Annotated in this window: 23 protein-coding genes; 19 read left to right on the top strand and 4 right to left on the bottom strand. The window is 68.6% G+C overall.

Translation table 11 applies throughout. The annotated features are described in order from the left end of the window. Positions 1–33: 33 nt before the first annotated feature. The 4 genes from GVY64_RS01575 to ruvB all read left to right on the top strand — a co-directional run bounded on the left by GVY64_RS01575 (position 34) and on the right by ruvB (position 2829). Complete coding sequence (locus GVY64_RS01575) at positions 34–486, top strand: acyl-CoA thioesterase (protein ID WP_159837953.1); 453 nt, start codon at positions 34–36, stop codon at positions 484–486. An 82-nt stretch (positions 487–568) separates the two neighbouring features. Then, positions 569–1138: a crossover junction endodeoxyribonuclease RuvC gene (gene ruvC / locus GVY64_RS01570; RefSeq protein ID WP_159837951.1), complete on the top strand. Its 570-nt coding sequence runs from the start codon at positions 569–571 to the stop codon at positions 1136–1138. Further along, on the top strand, positions 1135–1740 hold the full coding sequence (ruvA, locus tag GVY64_RS01565) for a Holliday junction branch migration protein RuvA (protein ID WP_159837949.1): 606 nt from the start codon (positions 1135–1137) through the stop codon (positions 1738–1740). The genes ruvC and ruvA overlap by 4 nt, the downstream gene beginning before the upstream one ends. Before the next feature lie 6 nt (positions 1741–1746). Then, positions 1747–2829, top strand: coding sequence for a Holliday junction branch migration DNA helicase RuvB (gene ruvB, locus GVY64_RS01560; RefSeq protein WP_159837947.1), 1083 nt, complete (start codon positions 1747–1749; stop codon positions 2827–2829). 17 nt (positions 2830–2846) lie between these two features. Here ruvB and GVY64_RS38845 read toward each other — a convergent pair whose 3' ends face one another. Then, on the bottom strand, positions 2847–3410 hold the full coding sequence (locus tag GVY64_RS38845; protein ID WP_159837945.1) for a DivIVA domain-containing protein: 564 nt from the start codon (positions 3408–3410) through the stop codon (positions 2847–2849). Between the two features lie 151 nt (positions 3411–3561). Continuing rightward, positions 3562–4227, bottom strand: coding sequence for a TetR/AcrR family transcriptional regulator (locus GVY64_RS01550; protein ID WP_159837943.1), 666 nt, complete (start codon positions 4225–4227; stop codon positions 3562–3564). Between the two features lie 36 nt (positions 4228–4263). Between GVY64_RS01550 and GVY64_RS01545 the strand changes: the two genes are divergently transcribed. From GVY64_RS01545 to GVY64_RS01510, 8 genes are all read left to right on the top strand, one after another. After that, complete coding sequence (locus tag GVY64_RS01545; protein ID WP_159837941.1) at positions 4264–5754, top strand: flavin-containing monooxygenase; 1491 nt, start codon at positions 4264–4266, stop codon at positions 5752–5754. Positions 5755–5921: 167 nt separating this feature from the next. Beyond that, positions 5922–6281, top strand: coding sequence for a preprotein translocase subunit YajC (yajC, locus tag GVY64_RS01540; RefSeq protein WP_159837939.1), 360 nt, complete (start codon positions 5922–5924; stop codon positions 6279–6281). Positions 6282–6401: 120 nt separating this feature from the next. Next, positions 6402–8084, top strand: a complete 1683-nt coding sequence (gene secD, locus GVY64_RS01535) for a protein translocase subunit SecD (RefSeq protein WP_159837937.1) — start codon at positions 6402–6404, stop codon at positions 8082–8084. A gap of 7 nt (positions 8085–8091) precedes the next feature. Beyond that, positions 8092–9327 (top strand): protein translocase subunit SecF, encoded by a 1236-nt coding sequence (secF, locus tag GVY64_RS01530; RefSeq protein ID WP_159837935.1) that lies wholly within the window; start codon positions 8092–8094, stop codon positions 9325–9327. An 18-nt stretch (positions 9328–9345) separates the two neighbouring features. Next, entirely contained in the window at positions 9346–11067 is a 1722-nt protein-coding gene (locus tag GVY64_RS01525) for an ABC transporter substrate-binding protein (RefSeq protein WP_159837933.1), read from the top strand. 38 nt (positions 11068–11105) lie between these two features. Further along, on the top strand, positions 11106–11678 hold the full coding sequence (locus tag GVY64_RS01520; RefSeq protein ID WP_159837931.1) for an adenine phosphoribosyltransferase: 573 nt from the start codon (positions 11106–11108) through the stop codon (positions 11676–11678). Positions 11679–11760: 82 nt separating this feature from the next. After that, positions 11761–12366 carry a DUF4291 domain-containing protein gene (locus tag GVY64_RS01515; protein WP_159837929.1) on the top strand — a complete coding sequence of 202 codons (606 nt, stop codon included), beginning with the start codon at positions 11761–11763 and terminating at the stop codon, positions 12364–12366. Positions 12367–12529: 163 nt separating this feature from the next. Continuing rightward, positions 12530–14110, top strand: a complete 1581-nt coding sequence (locus GVY64_RS01510) for an ABC-F family ATP-binding cassette domain-containing protein (RefSeq protein ID WP_159837927.1) — start codon at positions 12530–12532, stop codon at positions 14108–14110. Positions 14111–14263: 153 nt separating this feature from the next. Here GVY64_RS01510 and GVY64_RS01505 read toward each other — a convergent pair whose 3' ends face one another. Then, positions 14264–14674 (bottom strand): nuclear transport factor 2 family protein, encoded by a 411-nt coding sequence (locus tag GVY64_RS01505; RefSeq protein ID WP_159837925.1) that lies wholly within the window; start codon positions 14672–14674, stop codon positions 14264–14266. 80 nt (positions 14675–14754) lie between these two features. Between GVY64_RS01505 and GVY64_RS01500 the strand changes: the two genes are divergently transcribed. From GVY64_RS01500 to GVY64_RS01485, 4 genes are all read left to right on the top strand, one after another. Further along, complete coding sequence (locus GVY64_RS01500) at positions 14755–15264, top strand: winged helix-turn-helix transcriptional regulator (RefSeq protein ID WP_159837923.1); 510 nt, start codon at positions 14755–14757, stop codon at positions 15262–15264. Positions 15265–15411: 147 nt separating this feature from the next. Continuing rightward, complete coding sequence (locus GVY64_RS01495; RefSeq protein WP_159837921.1) at positions 15412–16359, top strand: hypothetical protein; 948 nt, start codon at positions 15412–15414, stop codon at positions 16357–16359. Between the two features lie 16 nt (positions 16360–16375). Continuing rightward, a complete protein-coding gene (locus tag GVY64_RS01490; protein ID WP_159838251.1) occupies positions 16376–17629 on the top strand; it encodes an adenylosuccinate synthetase in 1254 nt (417 codons plus the stop codon). A 74-nt stretch (positions 17630–17703) separates the two neighbouring features. Beyond that, positions 17704–18330 carry an NUDIX hydrolase gene (locus GVY64_RS01485; RefSeq protein ID WP_159837919.1) on the top strand — a complete coding sequence of 209 codons (627 nt, stop codon included), beginning with the start codon at positions 17704–17706 and terminating at the stop codon, positions 18328–18330. Positions 18331–18660: 330 nt separating this feature from the next. On the opposite strand, the gene GVY64_RS01480 is transcribed toward GVY64_RS01485, so the two are convergent. Then, positions 18661–19446 (bottom strand): metallophosphoesterase family protein, encoded by a 786-nt coding sequence (locus GVY64_RS01480; protein ID WP_236566529.1) that lies wholly within the window; start codon positions 19444–19446, stop codon positions 18661–18663. A gap of 249 nt (positions 19447–19695) precedes the next feature. Here GVY64_RS01480 and GVY64_RS01475 point away from each other — a divergent pair, with 249 nt between their 5' ends. The 3 genes from GVY64_RS01475 (at position 19696) to GVY64_RS01465 (ending at position 25333) form a co-directional block, all read left to right on the top strand. Beyond that, the gene (locus tag GVY64_RS01475; protein ID WP_159837915.1) at positions 19696–20673 is read left to right on the top strand and encodes an alkaline phosphatase family protein; all 978 of its coding nucleotides are present in this window, start codon (positions 19696–19698) and stop codon (positions 20671–20673) included. Positions 20674–21033: 360 nt separating this feature from the next. Further along, entirely contained in the window at positions 21034–23442 is a 2409-nt protein-coding gene (locus tag GVY64_RS01470; protein ID WP_159837913.1) for a RelA/SpoT family protein, read from the top strand. A 295-nt stretch (positions 23443–23737) separates the two neighbouring features. Next, on the top strand, positions 23738–25333 hold the full coding sequence (locus GVY64_RS01465) for a cutinase family protein (protein WP_159837911.1): 1596 nt from the start codon (positions 23738–23740) through the stop codon (positions 25331–25333). Positions 25334–25386: the final 53 nt, after the last annotated feature.

Raw genomic sequence — 25386 nt, 5'->3', positions numbered from 1 at the left:
AGTTTGTCGGTGGCCACTGGCATAGTGCGGCGGGTGTCGTTCACTACCCGCATCGAGGTCCGCGTGTCCGACCTCGATCCGCAATTGCATGTCACCGGCGCGGCCTATCACCAATTCGCCGACCACGCGCGCTTCGCTTGCGTTCAGGCCGCGGGCGTCTCGGTCGAGGAGTTGATCGCGTCCGGCCTGGGACCGGTCAATCTGGAGACCGTGCTGCGCTTCCAGCGCGAACTCCGCGGGGGCGACACCGTGGAGGTGTCCTGTGTGTGGGAGTGGGGTGCGGGCAAGACGTATCGGACCGAGCATGTCCTGACCCGCGCCGACGGCGTGGTGGCCGCGACGGTGACCAATGTCGGCGGCCTGCTCGATCTCGCGGCGCGCCGCCTGGTCGCCGATCCCGCGCGGCAATGGGCGGCACGCGCGAGCCGTCCCGAATTGCTGGGCCTGCCGGGCGTGGTGCGGGAAGCGACAGCGCTCGGCGGATAGCCGGGCCGTGTCGCTGGGCGGCGAAAGACGCAGCCTCCGCTACACTCTCGAACAGTTGTTCGCGTCTGCGAGAGGGGTTGTCGTGCGGGTGATGGGCGTCGACCCCGGACTCACCCGATGCGGCCTCAGTATCGTCGACGGCGGGTCGGGGCGGAAGGTCACCGCCGTGGACGTCGACGTGGTCCGCACGCCCGGTGACATGGAACTCGCGCACCGCCTCTTGGCGGTCGCCGATGCCGCCGAACGCTGGATGGACGCCCACAAGCCGGGGGCGGTCGCCATCGAACGCGTTTTCGCCCAGCACAATGTCCGTACCGCCATGGGCACCGCGCAGGCGGGTGGAGTGATCGCGCTGGCCGCCGCGCGCCGGGGGATCCCGGTCGCGTTTCACACACCCAGCGAGGTGAAGGCCGCGGTCACCGGCAACGGCAGCGCGGACAAGAAGCAGGTCACCGCCATGGTCACCCGGATCCTCGGGCTGCCCGCCGCGCCGAAACCGGCGGATGCGGCGGATGCGCTGGCGCTGGCGATCTGCCATTGTTGGCGGGCGCCGCTGCTGGAGCGGATGGCGGCGGCGGAGGCAAAGGCGGCCGCGGCGCAGCGCCGGTACATCGAACGGCTGGCCGAACAACGGAAGGCGGTGCACGGGTGATCGCGTCGGTACGCGGTGAAGTGCTGGAGATCGCCCTCGACCACGTGGTGATCGAGGCGGCCGGCGTCGGCTACCGGCTCAACGCCACCCCGTCCACCCTGGCCGGCCTCACTCGCGGCGAGGAAACCCGGCTCTACACCGCGATGATCGTCCGCGAGGACTCGATGACCCTCTACGGGTTCGCCGACACCGAGGCCCGCGACCTGTTCGGCCTGTTGCAAACGGTTTCCGGCGTCGGACCCCGCCTCGCCATGGCGGTGCTGGCCGTACTCGAGCCCGAAGCGCTGCGCAAAGCACTGGCCGAAAGCAATGTGGCGGCATTGACCCGGGTCCCCGGCATCGGCAAGCGTGGCGCCGAGCGCATGGTGGTGGAACTGCGCGACAAGGTGAATCTCGTTCCCGTGCCCTCCGGTGCGCCCGGATCGACGGCTGTCGCGGTGGCCACGCCGGTGCGTGAGCAGGTGGCCGAGGCGCTCGTCGGCCTCGGTTTCGCCGCCAGACAGGCCGAGCAGGCGGTCGACGCGGTGCTGGCCGACCAGCCCGCCGCCGACACCTCGGCCGCCCTGCGGGCCGCGCTCGCGTTGCTCGGCAAGAACCGGTAAGGCGAAATGGACCACCAAGCGGAACCCACCGAATCCCAGGTCAGCGCAAGCTATCTGAAGTCCGACGGCGAGATCGAGGCGAGTCTGCGCCCGAAATCGCTGGACGACTTCATCGGTCAGCCCCGAGTGCGCGAACAACTCGCGCTGGTGCTGCGCGGAGCCAAGCAACGCGGCGGCACACCGGACCACGTCCTGCTGTCCGGCCCGCCGGGCCTGGGCAAGACCAGCATGGCGATGATCATCGCCGCCGAGCTCGGCACCGCGCTGCGGATCACCTCCGGTCCCGCCTTGGAGCGGGCCGGTGACCTCGCCGCCATGCTGAGCAACCTGGTCGAGGGCGACGTGCTGTTCATCGACGAGATCCATCGGATGGCCCGTCCCGCCGAGGAGATGCTCTACCTGGCGATGGAGGACTTCCGGGTGGACGTGGTGGTCGGCAAGGGGCCGGGCGCGACCTCCATTCCGCTGGACATCGCGCCGTTCACCCTGGTCGGCGCCACCACGAGGTCCGGAGCTCTGACCGGTCCGCTGCGCGACCGGTTCGGTTTCACCGGGCACATGGATTTCTACGAGCCCGGCGAGCTGCTGCGCATCCTGCAACGGTCGGCGCAGATCCTCGGCGTCGCCATCGAGGAGGACGCGGCGGCCGAGATCGCGGGCCGTTCGCGCGGCACCCCCCGCATCGCCAACCGCTTGCTGCGCCGCGTCCGCGACTACGCGGAGGTCCGTGCCGACGGCCGGATCACCCGCCCCATCGCGCAGGCCGCGCTCGAGGTCTACGACGTCGACGTGCTCGGCCTCGATCGCCTCGACCGCGCGGTTCTCGGCGCGCTGGTCCGCAGTTTCGGCGGCGGCCCGGTGGGGGTGTCCACCTTGGCCGTGGCGGTCGGGGAGGAGGCCGCGACCGTGGAAGAGGTGTGTGAACCGTTCCTGGTGCGCGCGGGCATGGTCGCGCGCACGCCGCGCGGCCGGGTCGCCACCGCCGCCGCCTGGGAGCACCTCGGTCTCGTCCCGCCGCCGGACCTGGTGTTCGGGTCCATCGAAGTGCGCGGGCGCGAGCCGCATCCCACCCTCGACCTCTTCGAGTGAAACGTGGCCTCGGGCAGTCAGTGGCGTCGGCGCAGCGCGGCGGCCACCAGATCGAGGAAGGCGTCGACCTCGTCGCGTTGATACCCGCGAGTGCCGACGCGGGCCTCGGTGAACCGGACGGCCTCGACATCGGCGAGGGTGAGACTGCCCGGTCCGCCGTGCACGAGGGTCGCGGCGACCAGATCGAGGAACGCGCCGACCTCTTCCTCGTTGTACCCGCGCCTGCCCACCGCAGCCGGGCTGAATCGCATGCGCAGTACGTCGTCCGGTGTCAGCAGGACGTGACCGTTGCCGTTCGCGGCAGGCACCGGCCGGACGCCGCGCTGGCGGAACTCCAATTCCACGCGCAGTTGGTCGAGGTATTCATCGACCTGATCGGCGCGGTAACCGCGTTGGCCGAGCCGCGGCGCACCGAAGCTGACGTGCCGTAGATCGTCGGCGGCGAGCACGCCCTGCCCGGCCAGGGCCGCGGCGACGAGTTCGAGAAAGGCGTCCACCTCGTCCGCGTGGTAGCCGCGATACCCGAGCGTCGGGGTCGCGAAACGGGTGCGGCGCACGTCCTCGGGAGTCACGGGCGACATTCTGTCAGGCTCGGAGCGTCGGGCCGCTCGGAAGGGAATTCTGGCGTTTCCCTGGCCATTTGCGAACAAGGGCCGTCCCCCTGGCGAAAGCGTCGGATCAGTGCGCCTCACCCTAGCGCCGGTGCGGGTGTCAGGGGGATTGCCGAATTGCTCAGTCCTTGCGGACGCCGTCCACCAGCAGGCGGCGGATCGCCTCGTTGAGAGCGGTGATGGCGGCCTCGTCCGGTTCGCGCAGCGCGTAGACGATGCCTCCGATCAGCATGCCGGTCACCGCGCGCGCGGTGTTCGAGGTGTCCAGGTCGGCGCGCAGGTAGCCCTGTTCGACGCCGTGGTCGAGGTAGCCCGCGGTCAGCGCGTCGGCGGTGTCGAGCAGTCCGTACAGCCGCTGGGTGAGCTCGTCGTCGATGCCGGTGGCGTGGAACAGCAGCAGTTGCGCCACCCGGCGGTCGGCCAGCAGAATCTCGGTGAGCGCCACCCCGATGCGGTCGATCTGGGCGCGGTATTCGTCGAGGGTGGCGGCGGCGTCCGGGGCGTTCTCGGTGCCGAGGGCGGCGATGATGCGCGCGGCCAGATCGTCGATGACGTGGTCGATGATGTCGCGCTTGTTGCTGAAGTAGCGGTAGAAGGTCCCGTGACCGATGCCCAGCTGTCCCGCGATATCGGCGATGCCGGTGGCGTGATAGCCCTTCTCCGCGAAACAGGCGAACGCGGTGTCGATGATCTCCTGGCGCAGTTCGGCTTTCCGTCGCTCGGCACGCGTGGATGGCTTCGTCACCTCCCCGATGATACAGTCATCACAAACGGAATGATGTGTCATTCCGTGATATGCGGTTCAGCTAGCAGGAGGTTCGGTGTGGCGCCTCAATACGACGCGGTCGTGGTCGGTGCGGGGTTCGGGGGCATGGGAGCGGGCATTCAGCTCGATCGGCTCGGCCTGGGCAATTACGTCATCCTCGAACGCGAGGATGATCTCGGCGGTACGTGGCACGTGAACCACTATCCGGGTCTGGCGGTCGACATCGCCTCGGTCACCTACTCCTACTCCTTCGAACCGAATCCGCACTGGTCGCGGCTGTTCGCTCCGGGCGAAGAGCTGAAGAAGTACGCCCGGTACGTCGCGGACAAGTACGGCCTGCGCCGCCGGATGCGCTTCGGCACCGTCGTCGACGGCGCGCGCTGGGACGAGGAGCAGCAGCACTGGGTGGTCTCGATCGCGGGCGGGGAGACCGTCACCGGGCGCTATCTGCTGACCGCGACCGGATTCCTCTCCCAGCCCTACACGCCTCCCTTCCCGGGCATCGACTCGTTCGCGGGCAAGATCATCCACACCACCGCGTGGGAGGACGGTTTCGACCTCACCGGCCGCCGAGCCGCGATCATCGGCACCGGCGCCACCGCCGTGCAGCTGGTGCCCGAGGTTGCCAAGAAGGCGCGGGAGCTCACGGTGTTCCAGCGCACACCGATCTGGGTGGTCCCGAAGATCGATACCGCGATCCCCGCGCCGGTCCGAAAGCTGTTCGAACGGGTTCCGGTCACGCAGAAGGCCGCGCGACTGGTCAACACCAGCCTGCTGGAGGCGCTGATGGTGGTCGGGGTGCTGCATTTCAAGCAGGCCCGGCTGTTGAACAAGGGCGCGGGAGCGCTGGCCAAGGCGCATCTGCGGGCGTCCGTGCGCGACAAGGAGACGCGCAGGCAGCTCACCCCGCACTACGACTTCGGGTGCAAGCGGCCGACCTTCTCCAACCACTACTTCACCACGTTCAACCAACCGCACGTGCGGCTGGAGACGAATTCGATCGACCACATCGAACCGGACGGCATCGTCACCGCCGACGGGCACAAGACCGAGATCGACACCCTGATCCTGGCCACCGGCTTCAATCTGTGGGACGTGAACTTCCCGGCCATCGAGATCATCGGCCGGGACGGGGTGAACCTCGGAAAGTTTTGGCGGGACAACCGTTTCCAAGCCTACGAGGGCATCACGGTGCCGAAGTTCCCGAACTTCCTCAGTCTCAACAGCCCGTACTCCTACAGCGGCCTGTCCTACTTCACCACCATCGAAGCCCAGATGAAGCACATGGGCCGATTGTTCGGCGAGCTGCGCCGCCGGGGCGAGACCACCTTCGAGGTCACCGAGCAAGCGAACGCGGCCTTCCTGGACCGGGTCACCGCCAAGCTCGGCTCGTCGGTGTTCTATGGCGGCGACTGCGCCACCGCGCGCAGCTACTACTTCAACCCGCACGGCGAGGCCGCCCTGCTGCGGCCGACCAGCACGCTCAACGCGCATCGCGAAGCGGTCGCCTTCCCGCTGGAGGATTACGTCTACGGCAGGACCGCCTGACGGCGACGCCGCTCGCCCGCCGGAGCGTGTCCGGGGGGCGATCCGGTGTGCGATGGCGAAGTTGTAGCTGCCCGGCGGGCGTGCGGGTGTGGCACCCGCGCGGCGAACTGGCAGACTATGTGGGTACTTGTCCATCCCACCCACGACACTAGGGACTGACTTCGACGATGGAACTGCTGTTTCCGCTGCTACTGGTAGCCCTGCTCGTGCCGATGTTCCTCGGTGTCCGCCGTCAGAAGCGGGAAGCCGAGAAGGTCGCCAGCATGCAGGACAACCTGAAGATCGGCGATCAGGTCGTCACCACGTCGGGTCTGTACGGCACCGTGGTCGAACTCGACGACACCACGGTCGACCTCGAGATCGCCGAGGACGTGGTCACCACGTGGCTGCGCCAGGCCATCCGTGAGGTGCGCACCGACGATGCGGTGAGCACCGAGGAGACCGGCTCGGAGGCCACCGGCTCGGACACCACCGACGCCGTCGAGGAATCCGCCGAGCAGACCGAGACCCGCCTGACCAAGGACTGATCGTTCCGGTAGTGCCCCGGCTCGCCGGATGTCGCCGCGGCCGTCCGTCCGCGCACCCGGCGTAGCTGGAGCACGTCCGCATGTTCCATCCTCGACTTCCCGCCTAGGAGATGACGTACTGTGCCACCTTCCCAGGGATCGGCGCACCCGCTGCGGCTGCTCGGTGTCTACGCCGCGCTGCTGGCCGTGATCTATGCGCTGGTGTTCTTCACCGGTGACAAGTCCCCGACACCCAAACTCGGTATCGACCTGCAGGGCGGCACCCGCGTCACGCTGTCCGCGCGCACGCCGGACGGCAGCAAGCCGAGCCAGGACAGCTTGAAGAAGGCGCAGGACATCATCGAGAACCGGGTGAACGGGCTCGGCGTCGGCGGCTCGGAAGTCGTCATCGACGGCGACAACATCGTGATCACCGTGCCCGGCGACGACGGGCAGCAGGCGCGCGCGCTGGCGACCACCGCCAAGCTGTACATCCGCCCCGTGTTGCAGGCGGTGCCCGCGGCCGGTCGCGGCGCGACGCCCCCGCAGACCACGCCGGGCACGCAGCCCGCGCCCGCCGCGCAGCCCACGACGCCGGAGACGACGCAGCCCGCCGCGCCGGAGACCGACCAGCAGGCACCCGCGCCGCAGCAGCGCGTGTTCCCCGCTCAGCAGCCGACGCAGCCGCCCGCCGATCCCTCGCTGACGCCCACCGAAGAAGCCACCAAGGAGATCCAGGCCGCCAAGGCGCTGCGCCAGAGCACCGACGCGTCGGTGCAGCAGGCCGCGCTGGCCACCCTGGACTGCGGGAAGGCCGATCCACTCACGGGCAACGACGACCCGGCGCTGCCGTTGGTGACCTGCTCGACCGACGGCACCGAGGTCTTCCTGCTGGACAAGAGCCGCATCGACGGCCAAGAAATCAAGGACGCCACCTCGGGCCTGAACCAGCAGCAGGCCAGGCACGAGGTCTACCTGGACTTCAAGTCCGGCGGCAGCGACGCGTGGGCGGCGCTGACCGGCGAGTACGTCTACAAGCGGGTCGCCTTCGTGCTCGACTCGAAGGTGGTCAGCGCGCCGGTCGTGCAGCAGGGCCCGCAGCAGGGCGGCCGCACCCAGATCTCGGGCAACTTCACCGCCACGTCGGCGAAAGAACTGGCGAACACGCTGAAGTACGGCTCGCTGCCGCTGTCGTTCCAGACCTCCGAGGCCGAGACGGTCTCCGCGACGCTCGGCCTGTCCTCGCTGAAGGCGGGTCTGCTCGCCGGAGCGATGGGCTTGGCGGTGGTGTTGCTCTACTGCCTCGCCTACTACCGGATGCTCGGCTTTGTCACCGGTCTGTCGCTGGTGGCCTCCGGATTCGCGGTCTACGGCATCATGGTGCTGCTCGGACGCTGGATCGGATTCACGCTGGACCTCGCCGGCATCGCGGGTCTGATCATCGGTATCGGCATGACCGCCGACTCGTTCGTGGTGTTCTTCGAACGCATCAAGGACGAGATGCGTGAGGGGCGCAGCTTCCGTTCCGCTGCTCCGCGCGGTTGGCAGCGTGCCCGCCGGACCATCCTGTCCGGCAACGCGGTCAGCTTCATCGCCGCCGCGGTGCTGTACATCCTGGCCGTCGGCCAGGTCAAGGGCTTCGCGTTCACCCTCGGTCTCACCACGATTCTCGACGTCGTCGTGGTGTTCCTGGTCACTTCGCCGCTGGTGCTGCTCGCTTCGCGCACGGCGTTCTGGTCCAAGCCGTCGGTGAACGGCCTCGGCGCGATCCAGCAGATCGCCCGTGAGCGGAAGGCGGCCGAGGCCGCCCTCGGGAAGGCGTGAGGACGCGATGACCAACAGCCACACCACTCCCTCGCTCGACAAGACGAGCGCCACCGAGACCACCGACGTGTTCGCGGCGGTCGGCGAGCCGCAGCCGCCCAAGCACGGCTTCTTCAACCGCCTCTACACCGGCACCGGCGCGGTCGACGTCATCGGCAAGCGCCGCATGTGGTATCTGATCACCGCCGCGATCGTGCTCGTCTCGCTGGGCAGCATCATCTTCCGCGGGTTCAACTTCGGTATCGACTTCGAGGGCGGTTCGCGCATCCAGTTCCCGGCGGGGGACGCGACCACCAGCGCGGTGGAGGACGTCTACCGCGGCGCCATCGGCACCGACCCGGTCTCGGTGCAGACCGTCGGCACCGGCGGATCGGCCACCATGCTGATCCGTTCCGAGGCGCTGGACCAGAATCAAGTGGAGGCGCTGAACAACGCGCTGTTCACGAAGTTCCAGCCGAAGGACAAGAACGGCAACCCGAGCCTGGCCGCGATCAGCACGTCCGACGTCAGCGAGACCTGGGGCGATCAGATCACCCGCAAGGCGCTGATCGCGCTCGCGGTCTTCCTCGTGCTGGTCGCGGTCTACATCGCGATCCGCTTCGAGACGCACATGGCCATCGCGGCGCTGGCGGCGCTGGCCTTCGACGTCACCGTCACCGCGGGCGTGTACTCGCTGGTCGGTTTGGAGGTCACCCCGGCCACGGTGATCGGCATCCTCACCATTCTCGGCTTCTCGCTCTACGACTCCGTCGTCGTGTTCGACAAGGTCGAGGAGAACACCCACGGTATCCTGCACCTGACCCGCCGCACCTACGGCGAGCAGGCCAACCTCGCGGTGAACCAGACGCTCATGCGCTCGATCAACACCGCCTTGATCGGCATCCTGCCGATCGTCGGTTTGATGGTGATCGCGGTCTGGATGCTGGGGGTGGGCACGCTCAAGGACTTGGCGCTGGTGCAGCTGGTGGGTCTGCTGGTCGGCACGTACTCCTCGATCTTCTTCGCGACCCCGCTGCTGGTCTCGATCAAGGAACGCTGGGGGCCCGTGGCGGCGCACACGAAGAAGGTCATGGCCAAGCGGGCCGGGGCGGCGAGCGCCCGGGCGAGCGCCGTGGCCGAGCGCCGGGCGAGCATGGCGGCGGGCCGGGATTTCGACGAGACGCCGCGCAGGCAGCGCGCGGCCGGGCAGACGCCGCGACCCGGTGCGCGCCCGAGCGGTAAACGGCACAAGAGGCGGAACTGACACCAGGCAAGGGGTTTCATGCGACAGCCACGCAGTGCGGTACGACTGATCGGAGCGCTTGCTGCGGGCACGCTGGCCGCCGGGCTGATGGTCGGCTGCTCCAGCAAGAATCAGGTGCCCTCCATCGGCTACGCGACAGATGCCATCATCGCCACCTATAACGGCGGCAGCACGCTAGGGGCGAGTTCCGGATCCCCCGCGGTGTTCTCCCGGGTGCTCACGGGGTTCTTCTACACCGGTCCCGATGGCCAGCAGGTCGCCGACACCGACTTCGGCACCGCCAAGGAGGTGCCGGGCGAGTCGCAGACCATTCAGTACCGCCTCAATCCCGACGGCGTCTACTCCGACGGTGTGCCGACCTCCTGCGACGACTTGGTGCTGGCGTGGGCCGCCCGCAGCGGGCGGTACACCAAACCGGGGGACCGGGGTCCGGTTCCCCTGTTCGACGCCGCGAGCACCAGCGGCTACGACGCCATCGAGCGAGTCGACTGCCAGCCCGGCTCACGGGATGCCACGGTGGTGTTCCGGCCCGGGCGGCGTTATCTGCCGTGGCGCACCTTGTTCACGGCGGGTGAGCTGATGCCCGCGCACGTCGCGGCCCGGGTGGCGAACGTGCCCAACGTCGTGTCGGCGTTGCAGACCGGCGACCCGAACGCTCTCGGCCGGATCGCGGAATTCTGGAACACCGGCTGGACCATTCCGGCCGACGGCCGGCTGGACCTGTCGCGCTTCCCGTCGTCGGGGCCCTACCGCATCGAGTCCTTCGGCAGCGAGGACGGCTTGGTGCTGGTGGCCAACGAACGATGGTGGGGCAACAAACCGGCGACCGGGCGGATCGTGGTGTGGCCCAAGACCTTCGACCTGAAGAAGAAGGTCGGCGAGAACGCCGTAGGCGTGCTCGACATCGGTGCGCAGTCGGTGAAAGACCTGAATCTGAGCGGCTTCTCGGTGCAGACCGTGCCCGGCCGGGGCGCCGAGCAGCTGGTGCTGGCGACCGGCGGCGTCTTCTCCTCGATCGAGGCGCGCCGGGCGTTCGCGTTGTGCCTGCCGCGTCAGACGCTGTTCGACAAGCTCGGCAAGGCGCCGGACGCGCCGAAGACCGGGCTCGGCTCGGGTCCGTTGAACGCGCATGTCGTGCAACAGGATTCCCTGTTCTACCCGGCCGTGATCGGCGCGTCGAAGAATTACTCCGGCGGCGATGTGGCGAACGCGACCAGGGCGGTGGCGGCTTCCGGCGCGCCGAACCCCACGGTGCGGATCGGCTACGCGGGTCCGGACGATCGGCGTGCGCAGACCGTCGCCCTGATCGCCGAGGCCTGCAAACCGGCGGGCATCACCGTGGTGGACGCCGGTGCACCCGACTTCACCCCCGCCCGGCTCGCCGAGGGCAAGGTCGACGCCGTCCTCGGCAGCACCGCGTCGGCGCCCGGTCCGGCGGGCTCGCTGGGGGGAGTGGCCGCGACCAGCGCGTTGCGCACCGGTAGCGGTCTCAATTTCGGACGGTTCGGCAACGGCCGTTACGATGCGATCACCGATCAGCTCGGGGCCGACGACAATTCGGCCGTACAGCTGAATCTGCTCACCGAGGCGGAGAACCTGCTGTGGGCGGAGCTGCCGAGTATCCCGTTGTTCGCCACCCCGCGCACGATCGCCTTCGGCAAGGGGCTGCGCAACGGGATCGCCGCCCCCACCCAGGCCGGATCCGGCTGGAACATGGACCGGTGGGTGCTCGAGCGGTGATCGACGGTGTTGGGTGATGTGAGCATGGAGAGGTGTCGATGAGCAAGCACGCGGCAATCGAATCCGAGGACGTAGCCGCCGAACGGACCACCAAAGCCGCCGAGATGGTCGACCGTTTGACCCGTTGGCACGACGACTTTCCCTCACCCGGTGTCCGTTTCGCGGATCTCACCCCGGTGTTCGCCGATGCCGAGGGCTTCCGCGCGGTGGTCGACTGCCTGGCCGCCTGCGCCCCCGACGCCGATCTGGTGGCAGGCGTCGACGCTCGCGGCTTCCTGCTCGGAGCCGGTGTCGCCGCCTCGCTCGGTACCGGTGTGCTCGCCGTCCGCAAGGCGGGCAAGCTGCCGCCGCCGGTCATCAGCCGGGAGTACAGCCTCGAATACGGCACCGCCGCGCTGGAGATTCCCGCGGACGGCATCGAACTGGCGGGCCGTCGTGTCCTGTTGCTGGACGACGTCCTCGCCACCGGCGGCACCCTCGCCGCCGCCGCCGAACTGTTCAAGCAGGCGGGCGCCGAAGTGGCCGCCGCCGCGGTGGTGCTGGAACTAGGGTTCCTCGGCGGACGCGACCGGCAGGGCGACTACCCGCTGACGTCGATCGTCCAGCTCTGAGCGCACCGGTATCTGCCGGCGTGCGGGAGAAGTCCCGCCGAAACCTGTTGCCCCGGTTCGCGGCGGCTGTCAGGATCGCGGCATGCGACCTGACGAGCCGCCGCGCCGGATCCGGGCGGTCTACGACGAGCACACGATCGTCGTCTACCAGGCATACTCCCCGGAGATCGCCGAACCCGCCCTTGCCGCGGGAACTTTCGTGGCCCCGTTCCGCCGGGAACGGATGACGTGGATCAAGCCTTCGTTCCTGTGGATGATGTATCGCTGCGCGTGGGCGAGCAAGCCCGGCCAGGAACGGGTCCTGGCGATCACGATCACCCGTTCGGGGTTCGAGTGGGCGCTGGCGCATGCCTGTCTCAGCCACTACCAGCCGAAACTGTACCCGGATCGAGAGGTCTGGGCCGAGCGGTTGCAGGCGAGTCCGGTACGCGTCCAGTGGGACCCGGAACGCGACCTCGCGCATCGGCCGCTGTCGTACCGCTCCTTGCAAGTGGGCTTGGGCGGCATCGCCGTTGGCCACTATCTCGACCGCTGGATCACCGGAATCCGCGATGTCACCGGGGACGTGCGGCAACTGTGGAGCATGGTGGCCGCGGGGAAGCTGGATGCGGCGGCTCGCGCCCTTCCCGAGGAGCGCCCCTATCCGCTGCCCGTGGCCGTGGCCGCCGCCATCGGAGCGTCCTCCTGACCCGGACATGTGATCCGAATCGCACTGGCGCAGGCACGGCGGTTGTGTTTAACCTGTAGAGGTCTTATTCCCGTTGATCGGAGTCTGCCGTTGCTCATTTGAGGTAGCCACTCGTGCGGCCCGCCATCGCGCGCCGTGTTCGTCGCAACCTCTGGGAGCTGGCATGACCAATCTGTCTTTTTCCGATCTCACTTTCGGCTGGCCGGATGGCACTCCGGTGTTCGAGGGGCTCGACGCTGTTCTCGGCCCCGGTCACATCGGCCTCGTCGGCGGAAACGGCGCGGGCAAGTCCACGCTGCTGCGGTTGATCGCGGGGGAGCTGAAGCCCGCTCGCGGTTCGGTCACGGTCACCGGTCATCTCGGGTACTTGCGCCAAGACCTCGGGCTGAGCGCCGGGCAGCGAGTCGATGCGGTGCTCGGCATCGCGGAAGTGCGGAAAGCATTGCATCGCATCGAGTCCGGTGCAGGTGACGACACCGACTTCGACGTGGTCGGTCACCACTGGGACGTCGAGGAACGCGCGGTGGCATTGCTGGCGCGACTCGGTCTGCACTACGTCGCCGATTCGGTGCACCAGCTGGACCGGACGCTCGATACCCTCTCCGGCGGCGAGACGGTGCTGCTCGGGCTGGTCGCCGAGTTGCTCGCCGAGCCGGACGTGTTGCTGCTGGACGAACCGACGAACAACCTGGATCGGGTGGCGCGCGCACGGCTCTACGGGGTGATCGGCCAATTCTCCGGCACGGTGCTCACGGTCAGCCACGATCGGGAGCTGCTGGAGCGGATGGCGTCCATCGCCGAGCTGCGCCACGGCGAACTCCGGCTGTTCGGCGGGAATTTCAGCGAGTACGAGCGGATCGTCGCGGCCGAGCAGGAAGCCGCCCGTGCCGCGATCCGGGATGCGCGCAGCGATGTTCGCAAGCAGGCCCGCGAACTCGTCGAGGCGCGCATCAAACTGGACCGCCGACAGCGGTACGGGCAGAAGATGTGGGACCAGAAGCGTGAGCCGAAGATCGTCATGGCCGAACGCAAACGGCAGGCGCAAGTGTCCGCGGGCAAGTTGCGCAACAACCACATCGAGAAGCTCGACACCGCCAAGGATCAGCTCGAGCAGGCCAAGGAGTTGCTGCGCGACGACCGGGAGATCCGCGTGGAGTTGCCCGACACCCGGCTGTACCCCGGTCAAGACGTCATCGAACTGGACGAGGTCGAGCTGGCGTGCGGGCCGACGGTGACGTTGCGGGTGTCGGGTCCGGAGCGGATCGCGCTGACCGGACGCAACGGCGTCGGCAAGACGACGTTGCTGCGGCGTATCACGCAGGAAGGGCCGAAGGTGCCGTGGCGGATGCTGCCGCAGCGGCTGGACGTGTTCGACGAGCAGCGATCGGTGTTCGAGAACGTCGCCTCGACGGCGCCGCATGCGTCCGCGGAGCGGATCCGGGCGCAATTGGCTCGCTTCCTGTTCCGCGGCACGGACGCCGATGTCGCGGCCGCGGCGTTGTCGGGTGGTGAGCGATTGCGGGCGGCGTTGGCGATGCTGTTGCTGGCGGATCCGGCGCCGCGGTTGCTGCTGCTGGACGAGCCGACCAACAATCTCGACCTGCCCAGTCTCGAGCACCTCACGCAGGCGCTGGCGAGCTTCGAGGGCGCGCTGATCGTGGTGAGTCACGATGCGCGCTTCCTCGACGACATCGGGGTGACCCGGCGCCTGGAGCTCACCGAGGAGGGTTTGGCGGAGACGTAGGCGGCCGTACGCCGAACCGTCCGCGGTCCGCCGGCGGGCGGGACGAAGAACCGGTCCGGTTCGGCGGCGACCAGTTCGGCCTGTACGGCTACGGGAACCGGGCACCTGATCGTCGTGCCCGGTTCTCCGTGCCGGTCCGCGAGGGGCGCGAGTTCACGCCCGGGCCGCACGCCGGAGGATGGCGGGGTGTGCGAGCAGGCGGGGCGCCAGTCGCACCGCGAGATAGGTGAGCGTCAGCCAGGGACGCAGGTGCGGCTGCAACGTGCGGATGCGGCCCTGCTCGTCGAGCCCGACCACCAGCGCTTCGGTCAGCCGGAACGGTCCGATCGTGGCGCCGGCCAGCAGGACGCGCCGCGCGCCGTCGCCGATCTCCTCCGTCCAACGCAGACCGGTGAGGCTTCCGTAGGCCGCCGCGAGCAGCACACGCAGGTCGTCGCGGCCGCGGAAGACCAGTCGGCCGGACAGCGGCGAGACCAATTCGGCATCGGGTGCGAGGACCCGTGTCAGCGCGTCGATGTCACCGCTTTCGGTCGCCCTGCGGAATTCGGCGATCGCGTCGGACATAGTGGTCGGCCCCTTCCCTCGTCGATGGGTCCGAACCTAGTTCAAGTCACTTGCAAAAAGCAACGGACTAGACTGGCCGAATGCCCAAGGCCGCTTTCTCCGACATCGTCTGCTCGATCGCGCGCACGGTCGACGCGATCGGCGAGCGCTGGACACCGCTCATCCTGCGCGACCTGTTCATCGGGCTGACCCGGTTCGAAGATCTGCGCCGCGATCTAGGCATCGCTTCCAATGTGCTCGCCGCGCGCTTGGACGCACTGCACGAGCACGGCATCGTGGAAAAGCGTCCGTACCAGTCGAATCCGGTTCGTTACGAGTATCTGCTGACCGAACGTGGCCGTGATCTGTACCCGGTGCTGACCGTGTTGATCACGTGGGGCGACAAGTGGCTCGCGGGCGCGGAAGGTCCGCCCGCCGTCGTGGTCCATCGCGAATGCGGGCGCCCGACGTCCGGTGTGGTGGTGTGCCGCGAGTGCGGAGAGCCGCTCACCGCGGGAAACGTTCGGTGGCTTCCCGGCCCCGGTGGACGGCAAGGCCCGGGAACGATGCTGATCGGTGACCTGCTCGAAGCCGGGGGCGCCACGGGCTGATCGGGTCTCGCTCGGGCGGCTGTCGTCGCCCTCGGGCTCGATGGCGCGGTGTGGACCCGTCCGGGGCGGGATCGGACGCCGGCTGCGGCGATCCTTGACCGTTCTAGTTTTAGTCAGATAGACTAAAACTAGAGAGGACGTGATCACATGGGATACGGACATTGGGACGACTCCGCTTACCGCGCGGCCAAGACCTTCCGCGCCGCCCGAGGAATCGATGATTTCGGCTACACCGCCGACATGCGGGCCGAGCCGCACGCGAACTGGCGAGTGCATCCGATCCTGGACCCGCTCGGCGTCGCGGCCCGTGAGTGCCGGGATTCGGCCGAGCACGGCAACTCACTGCCCATCGCGGTGCTGTTCGACGTGACCGGATCGATGGGCCGGGTTCCGCGCATCATGCAGGACAAGCTGGGCACCCTGCACGGTCTGTTGCGCCGAAAGGGCTATGCGGAGGATCCACAGATCCTGTTCGGCGCGATCGGCGACGCGGACACCGACCGCGTGCCACTGCAGATCGGTCAGTTCGAATCCGACAATCGGATGGACGAACAATTGCGCGCCGTCTTCCTGGAAGGCGGGGGCGGTGGGCAGAAATCCGAGAGCTATGAATTGGCCGCCTATTTCCTGGCGACGCATATCGCGACCGACGCCTGGGAGAAGCGACGCAAGAAGGGCTATCTGTTCCTGATCGGCGACGAACTGAACAAGCCGCGATTGGCCTCCCGCCACATCCGCGCGATCATCGGCGACAGTGTGCGCCAGGACATCGCGGTGGACTCCATCTACCGCGAGTTGGCCGAGCGCTGGCACGTGCACTACATCCTGCCCGACCAGTCGAGCTACTTCCACGATCCGGAGATCGCCGAGCACTGGCGCGGGTTGCTCGGCCAGAACTTCCTGCGCCTGGACGACCCTGCGGCGGTATGCGAACTCATCGCGCTGACCATCGGATTGGCGGAGGGGCGCGTCGACCTGGCCGGCGGGCTGGCGGACTTGCGGGATGTCGGCTCCACCGCCGAGGCCGAGTCGGTCGGCAAGGCGCTCGGAGCCGACGGTGCGCGACCGCGGGCCTTGCCGCGTGGCCGCGGCTGAACCGGACGGGCGCGTGATGTCCCGGTCGCACATCATCGTCGTGGACCTCGGATTCGGGGACGCGGGCAAGGGTGCGACGGTCGACTGGCTGTGCGCGCCCGAGCAGGGCTTCGATGTCGCCGCCGTGGTCAGGTTCAACGGTGGAGCGCAGGCTGCGCACAACGTGATCGCCGACGGACGCCACCACACCTTCGCGCAGTTCGGATCGGGGACATTCGCAGGCGTGCCCACGCTGCTGTCGCGGCACATGCTGGTCGAGCCGATCGCGCTGGCCGCCGAGGCGCGCGGGCTGGCCGCGCTGGGCGTGCGCGATCCGCTGTCCTCGATACGGATCGACGGTCGAGCGTTGCTCACCACGCCGATCCATATCGCCGCCAACCGTGCTCGCGAGGATGCGCGGGGTTCCGCGCGGCACGGTTCGTGCGGCAGGGGGATCGGCGAGACCGCCGGCTACGCGCTCGCCCACCCGGCTCCCACCGTGGCGGATTGCCTGCGTCCCCTGGTGCTGCGGCGCAAGCTGCGTGCGCTGGCGGGATACTACGGATCGCTCATCGCGCCGAGTGGACATCGGTACGAACCGATCGACGACCTCGTGGAGATGTACCGGGAGTTCGCCGCGGCGGTACCGATCGTCGGCGACGAGGAACTGGCTCGGTTCGCGCGGCGCGGCACGTTGGTGTTCGAAGGGGCCCAAGGCGTCCTGCTCGACGAGTGGCGCGGGTTCCATCCGCACACCACTTGGTCGACCGTCGAACCGCGCAATGCGCGTGCGATGCTGGCCGGGATCGGCGAGCCGGGTTACGTGCTCGGCGTCACCCGCACCTATCAGACCCGCCACGGCGCGGGCCCGTTTCCCACCGAGGATTCCGGCTTGGACTTTCCCGAGCCGCACAACGCGGCCGGTCGGTATCAGGGCGAATTCCGTCTCGGCCACTTGGACGCCGTATTGCTGCGTTACGCCATCGAAGTGTCGGGCGGCGTCGACGGCCTCGCGGTCAATCACCTCGACCTGCCCGGAAGACGATACGCCGCAACAAAATACATCGTGGACGGTGTCGTTCGAGACACGGTGCCCCCTGGACGCAGGCGGGACCTGGATCACCAGCGGGAGCTGACCCGGTTGCTGACGCGCGCCGAGCCCGTCCTCGCCGAAATGCCGGACGATCCGGTGCCGTGGCTGACGCGGACACTCGGCGTGCCGGTCGTCCTCACCGGCCACGGTCCCGGCCGCCGCCACCGCGCTCGCACGGCGTATGCCGCTGCGGCGTGAATGCTCCGCGCAAGTGCCTTCCTGGTGGCACGCCGCCGGACGGGCGTGCGGCCGGTCGGGCAGGATGGATGGCCGTGGAGCAGTCCGTTGTGTCGGTGGATGTCGTGGCGTTGCGGTTCTGGGACGAGGACGGCGGGGTCCGGATCGGGATCGCGCCCCGCGCGGTGGAACCGTTCGCGGGGCAGCCGGCCTTGCCCGGTGTACTGCTCGGCCGGGGGGAGCGGTTGGCCGTCGCGGCGCGGCGAGCGGTGCACACCAAACTGGGCGTCCCGGAGGCCGCGATCGGCTCGGTGGGGCAGTTGGTGACCTTCGACGAACCGAACCGTGACCCGCGCGGTCCGACGCTCTCGATCGCGATGTGGGCGGTGGTGGGGCCGCACGAAGGACCGGCGCGGTGGACCGGCTTCGACGAGGTGCCGGAGCTGGCGTTCGACCACAATCGCATCGTCGCGGTGGCCCGCGATGTCCTGACGCGGTTGCTGTGGAAGGACCTTCCGTTCACCAGAGCGCTGCTCGGCGCGGAATTTCCCGCGACCAGGGCCGTGGCAGCCGCCACAGCGCTGTCGGGAGCCCGGCCCGACGCGGCGAACTTGAATCGCACGCTGGCGGCCATCCCGGGCCTGACGCGCACCACCGAACGACGTCGCGTCAAAGCGACCGGCAGGCCCGCGGCAGTGTGGGCTTTCGGCGCGCCGGACTGAACGACGCGAGGACTGATCCCCGTCGCGTTCGGACATCGAACCGCCATCGCGGGTGGGTGTCGCAAAGGCGAGCAAGCCGAGACGTTCTGCTCGGGCTTCGGGATGGTGCCGTGATTCTCGGCCGGCGATTCCGGGCCGGACGATCGCATCAGGCGGATGGCAGCAGCGGTGCCCCGCGGTCTGCGGCGCGGACGTGATGGCTGCGACGCCGACGAGGCCGATCACCGCCGAAATAGTCTCCACGATCGAAGGCTGATCGTGTCCACCAGCACGCCCGGGGCCGACGACCCTGCGCCAAAGACGACGCCATAGGCGACGAGACCGGGCGAGTCATGGTCGGGACGGTATGCGGTCGCGGTCCTCCGGACGATCCGAGCCGGGGACGATCTCGTATACGGCGTAGCTGCGCCCGAGTACGGGAAAGGAGACATTGCGTACCGGCACACCGCCTGGGGTGCACCCGAATTCCGTGCCACCATGGGCATGTCCGTGCACGGCGAGCGCCGCCCCGCCCGCGTCGACCGACTCGGCCAGATCATGACAGCCGAGTCCGGGATAGATCTTGGCCGGTTCACCGGCCAATGTGTCGATGACTGGAGCGAAATGCATCAGGGCGATGCGGGTTTCGCAGTCGATCGAGTCGAGCGCCTGGCGCAGGCGAAGGGCGTCGAGCGGGCCGCGGCGCATGCGGGCGCGGTGTTCGGCGGACCCCTCGTCCGGTGTGCCGGGATGGCCGGGAAAGCCGCCACTGCCGCCCATGACGCCGGCGATGCCCAGCCGCATACCTTCGATCTCGAAGGTGATCGCGGTGCCGTCCAGCACGTGGACGCCCAGTGCGGTGAGCCGTGCCGCGATCAGGTAGCCCGATCGCTGATCGTGATCGTGATTGCCGAGCACGGCGACCACCGGTACGGGAAGGCCGTCGAGTTCGGCGCACAGCAGATCTGCTTCCACTCGCGTGCCCCCATCGGTGAGATCGCCTGCCAGCAAGAGGATGTCGGCGTCCGCGGACAGGTGACGGAAATCGGGGCGGAAGCGTCCGGCCACCGCCGCGCGCATGTGCAGATCGGCGACGGCCGCGACGCGAATGCACCCGCCGGTGCGCGCTGCGGTCACGACGGTCAGTCGGCCATATCGGCGAAGGGGTGTCAAGAGACGGCGCTGAGCCGCCCATCGCGGTCGCGGGCCGGAAACTTCGTGTTCATCTGACCGCGACCGGACGTGAAGTCGGGATATAGCTTGCCGCTTTTCCGCGTTCAAGGACTGTTCAGTGAGGCTACGGGCACTGTGGCCGCCGATGAAACGTCCATGAACACTGCCGCGGCGGGCTATCGCGCGTGCCGGACGGTCCCGCATGGTCGCGGTATGAGCCGAGCGCAACTGCTGTCGAAAGTCGTTGCCGCAGTGGCGGCCGCGTCCCTTCCGCTGTCCGCGGCAGTCGGCGTCGCACGGGGGGAGGCGCCGACGGCCAAAGTAGTCGTGATCGGCTTGGACGGCCTGATGTACGGCAAGATCGAGGAGGCGAAGGCGCCGAATCTGCTGCGGTTGAGCGGCGAGGGGTTGCTGAGCCGTTCATCGATCGCCCCGCACATCACCATCTCGGGTCCGTCCTGGGCCACCGTGCTGACCGGCGTGTGGGATCGCAAGCACGGCATCACGAACAACCAGATCTCCGCCGAACCGTTCACGCGACACCCGACGGTCTTCACCCAGCTCGAACGAGCGCGGCCGGTGCTGAAGACGCAGTCCATCGCCACCTGGGACCAGATCGCCACCATGACCGGCAGCGGCAGTCCGCGCGCCGACGTCGTCGTCTCCACCGCGACCGTGCCGGACGATCCGGACGAGTCCCGCACCGACGCCGCCACCGCGGACGCCGTGGCCGCCGCGATCGGCAAGTTCGCGCCCGACCTGCTGTTCACCCATCTCGACCAGGTGGACCGCGCCGGTCACGATGCCGGTGGCGCCTCGCGCGCCTACCTCGAGGCCGTGACGCGGATCGACGTCCTGGTCGGCCGCATCGTCGCCGCCGTGGACGCTCGTGCCGCCGACCATCCGGCCGAACGGTGGACCGTGCTGGTCACCGCCGACCACGGCCACAAACCGAAGGGCGGGCACGGCGGCCAGTCCCCGGACGAGACGACCAACTTCGTCATCGCTCGCGGCCCCGACTTCCGGCCCGGCACCACCAGTATGCGAGCGACCCTGGTCGACATCACCCCCACGGTGCTCGACCTCCTCGACGTCGCTCCGGCCGCCGATCTCGACGGTCGTTCCCTGCGCGCCGAGCCCGGACCCGCCCGTACTCCGTTGTCCGGATCCCAGCCTGCCGCGATTCGCTGACCGGCGTGCGTTCGCGGACCTGGCGTTCGCGCTCGCTCGTCGGCGGGGACAGCTCTGCTTCCCGGAGCCGTCGCAACGACGCGCGCCATGAAGGGAAACCGCAGTTCATCCGCGTTTTCCTGGAGTATCGGAAGGCGTCCGGTCATGGTGCGGCCATCGAGCCGGGGAGATCGCGGTCGTCCGACTCGCGCCGGTCGCAGGCGGCGGCCGGGACCGTTTCCCTTCCTCGTCCCGACACCCCCGGGCGCAACCTTCGTCAGCGGAGCGGACGTGGGTGCTCCGCCCGGACTAAAGTTGGTGGTCCGGGAGGTTGCACCGGTCGGATAGGGTGGTCCGATCGAGGCGCGGAGAGGTGGTGGCATGACTCAGCATCTGGGCGAGGCGAAGGTCGAGCAATCGACGTCGGGCCCGCGGCCGAACGGTGCGGGCGCCACCGACGCCGCGCAGGCCGCGAAGCCGCAGGCGCCTGCGAACGCGACGCCTCCGCGTCAGCCGGGCGCTTCCTCCGCCGTGCCGTCCTCGGCCTCCCGCCGGGTGCGTGCGCGCCTGGCCAGGCGCATGACCGGGCAGCGCGGCATCGCGGCGGTCAAGCCGGTGCTCGAGCCGCTGGCCACCGTGCATCGCGAGCTGTACCCGAAAGCGAACCTGACGCTGCTGCAGCGCGCGTTCGACGTGGCCGACGAGCGGCACAAGCATCAGTTCCGCAAATCGGGTGATCCCTACATCACCCACCCGCTCGCCGTGGCCAACATCCTCGCCGAGCTCGGCATGGACACCACCACGCTGGTGGCCGCGTTGCTGCACGACACGGTGGAGGACACCGGCTACAGCCTCGAACAGCTCACCCAGGATTTCGGCTCCGAGGTCGCCCACCTCGTCGACGGCGTCACCAAGCTGGACAAGGTCAATCTGGGCGCCGCCGCCGAGGCGGAGACCATCCGCAAGATGATCATCGCGATGGCCCGCGACCCGCGCGTGCTGGTGATCAAGGTGGCCGACCGGTTGCACAACATGCGGACCATGCGGTTCCTGCCGCCGGAGAAGCAGGCCAAGAAGGCCAAGGAGACGCTGGAGGTCATCGCTCCGCTCGCCCACCGCCTCGGTATGGCGACCGTGAAGTGGGAGCTGGAGGACCTCGCCTTCGCGATCCTGCACCCGAAGAAATACGACGAGATCGTCCGGCTGGTCGCCGATCGCGCGCCCTCGCGCGACACCTACTTGGCGAAGGTGCGGGCCGAGATCGTCAACACGCTGGCCGCCTCCCGGATCAACGCGATCGTCGAGGGCCGCCCGAAGCATTACTGGTCGATCTACCAGAAGATGATCGTCAAGGGGAAGGACTTCGACGACATCCACGACCTGGTCGGCATCCGCATCCTGTGCGACGAGGTGCGCGACTGCTACGCGGCCGTCGGCGTGGTGCACTCGCTGTGGCAACCCATGGCGGGCCGGTTCAAGGACTACATCGCCCAGCCGCGCTACGGCGTCTACCAGTCGCTGCACACCACCGTGGTCGGGCCGGACGGCAAACCCCTGGAGGTGCAGATCCGCACCCAGGACATGCACCGCACCGCGGAGTTCGGCATCGCCGCGCACTGGCGCTACAAAGAGACCCGCGGCAAACACTCCAACGACACCGCCGAGGTCGACGACATGGCGTGGATGCGCCAGCTGCTGGACTGGCAACGGGAGGCCGCCGACCCGGCCGAATTCCTGGAGTCGCTGCGTTTCGACCTGAAATCGCCGGAGATCTTCGTGTTCACGCCGAAGGGCGACGTGATCACGCTCCCGCAGAAGTCGACCCCGGTGGACTTCGCCTACGCCGTGCACACCGAGGTGGGCCACCGCTGCATCGGCGCCCGGGTGAACGGGCGCCTGGTCGCGCTGGAGCGACAGCTGGAGAACGGCGAGGTCGTCGAGGTGTTCACCTCCAAGGCGCAGAATGTGGGCCCCAGCCGCGACTGGCAGAACTTCGTGGTCTCCCCGCGCGCCAAGGCGAAGATTCGCCAATGGTTCGCCAAGGAGCGGCGCGAGGAGGCGCTGGAGAGCGGCAAGGAGCAGATCTCCAAGGAAGTCCGCCGCGTCGGGCTGCCGCTGCAGCGGTTGATGAGCGTCGACGCGATGACCGCGGTCGCCCACGAACTGCACTACACCGACATCTCTACGCTCTACACCGCCGTCGGCGAGCACCAGGTCTCCGCGCACCACGTGGTGCAGCGGTTGATGGCGCAGCTCGGTGGCATCGGCGACGTGGAGAACGAGCTGGCCGAGCGCTCCACCCCATCGACGACGCCGAGCAGGCAGCGGGTCACCGGCGACGCGGGCGTGCTGATCCCCGGCGCCCCGGGGACGGTCGCCAAGCTGGCGAAGTGCTGCACCCCGGTGCCCGGTGACGAGATCATGGGCTTCGTGACCCGTGGCGGCGCGGTGAGCGTGCACCGCACCGACTGCACGAACGCCGGTTCGTTGCGTGAGCAGGCCGAGCGGATCATCGAAGTGTCCTGGGCGCCGTCGCCGTCCTCGGTGTTCCTGGTCGCGATCCAGATCGAGGCGCTGGATCGTACGCGGCTGCTGTCCGACGTTACCAAGGTGCTGGCCGACGAGAAGGTCAACATCCTGTCCGCCTCGGTGGCCACGCACGGCGACCGGGTGGCGATCAGCAAGTTCACCTTCGAGATGGGCGATCCGAAACACTTGGGGCACTTGCTGAATGTGGTGCGCAACGTGGAGGGCGTCTACGACGTCTACCGCGTCACCTCCGCGGCGTGAGCGCCCCCTCCGTGTAGTAGCTGTCAATTAGCTATTGCCGCAGGGGCTTTGGCGGGCCCCGAATTCCGCTTCGGGGTTGTCAATTCAGGCGGTCTGCCGGAAACTTGTCGGACCGATTCCAGGAACGCGCCGCGTTGTGTCGCGTTCATATCGGTGTGTCGTGGAAGTTTTCCGTCGATGCGGCAGTAATAGCCGGAATCTGTTACGGTCTATTGCGTTTCATGGCGTTGAGTACCTGCGGCTGACGACTTGATTGCGGATCGCTATGACTGGATACACGGCAAGACTCTCGGGGATGCTGGTAGCACTCGCCGTGGCTGTGGCGACCGCCGGTGTCGCCGCGGCGGAGCCGTCGAATCCCGGTCCGTCCACGAACATTCGCCTCACGACCTGTCCCGCGTTGTACGCCTTGGGGATTCAGGGGACCGGTGAATCCTCGCCGGATGCGGCACCCACCACCGACACCGGCATGCTTTCCACGGTCTTCCGGCCGATGATGGCGAAAGCGCCCGACACCGGACTGGTCGATCGGGCCTACGTGCCATACGAATCCGGTTTCGGCGGCGCGACCGCCGGTGGTGCGGCGCCCTACTCGGAATCGGTGGCCGGCGGCCTGGCCCGTTTGCGCGGCATGGCCGAAACCGTCGCCGACGCCTGCCCGAACAGCCGGTTCGCGGTGGTCGGTTATTCGCAGGGTGCGCACGTCGCCTCGATGTTCGCCCAGGAGATCGGCCAGGGCCGCGGCGTGCTGCCCGCCGAGAAGGTCGCCGCCGTCGCGTTGTTCGGCGATCCGACCCGCAATCCCGGCGCGCCGCTGTTTCCGGGCGCCCCCGGGAAAGCGACGCCGGACCCCGCGCCGGGTACCGCGGGTGACCGGCTGGAATCCCTTGCCGCCCTGCCGCAGACACCGGCGATCGGCGGCGGCATCGGCCCGGAGCGGGACAAGGCCGCGAACTTCGGGGCGCTCACCGGCCGGGTGGCGAGTTTCTGCGCGGCGGGTGATCTCGCCTGCGATGCCCCGGACGGCGCGCCGATCCTGAAGGCGGTCGCCAACGTGGTCGGCCAGTCCAAGCTCAGCGGCGGCGATCCGATCGCCTCGCTGGTGTCGATCGCGCAAGCGCTGGCGTTCACCTCGATCAAGACCGCGACCCAAGTGGTCAACCGGGACATCGAAGGCAATTCGCTGGCCACCCTGTCGATCTCGCCGGAGAAGTCGATCTCGCAGCGCCTCGCCGACGCCTCGGATCCGCGCACGCCGCTGAATCTGCCCGGCGCGCTGCAGGCGCTGCTGAAGGTCGGCATGATCGGCTTGAATTCCGTGATCGCGGTGGTCCGAGCGGTGATCAATCCGGCGAACATCGCCGAGCTGGCCACCGCGGGCCTGGCGAATCCGCCCGCCGCGTTGCTGTCGCTCGGCGCCAGGCTGGTCGGCGCGGTCACCCAGCTGATTCCGCCGACCACCGGCGTCCGGCTGGTCACCCAGGCCTTCGACGCGGTGGTGCAGAACATCACCGACAACAGCGAACTGCTGAACACGGCCACCTGGGTGCGCTACTGGGACACCGTGCAGCGCCACACCGGCTACAACAGCACCGCCGTCGCGGCGAACGGTGCCGCTCCCACCCGATTCGTCGCCGACTGGCTCGCGGCGATCGCTCGCGACCTCGCCGATGCGCTCGGCGGCAAGGCCGAGCCCCGGCCGGTGCTGGAGAAACAGTCGACCGGATTCTTCGGGGACGGCTCCGGCGCGTCTCCCACGCCGAGTTCGTCCGGTACGGGACAATTTCCGTTCGGGACAGGAGCCGATGGCGCCTCATCCAGCGGCGTGACATCGATTCCGCCCACCGACCGAACCGGCACACCCAACACCTACCCGTTCTCCACGAACTGATCGCCGAGAGGGTCCGACGATGCGATACTGCGTGCCCTGCTCTGCGGGAATGG

The sequence above is a fragment of the Nocardia sp. CY41 genome (assembly GCF_009829325.1).
Taxonomy (GTDB): domain Bacteria; phylum Actinomycetota; class Actinomycetes; order Mycobacteriales; family Mycobacteriaceae; genus Nocardia.
Note: the sequence above shows the minus strand (reverse complement) of the source record. Positions and strands in the feature narration are given on the sequence as shown.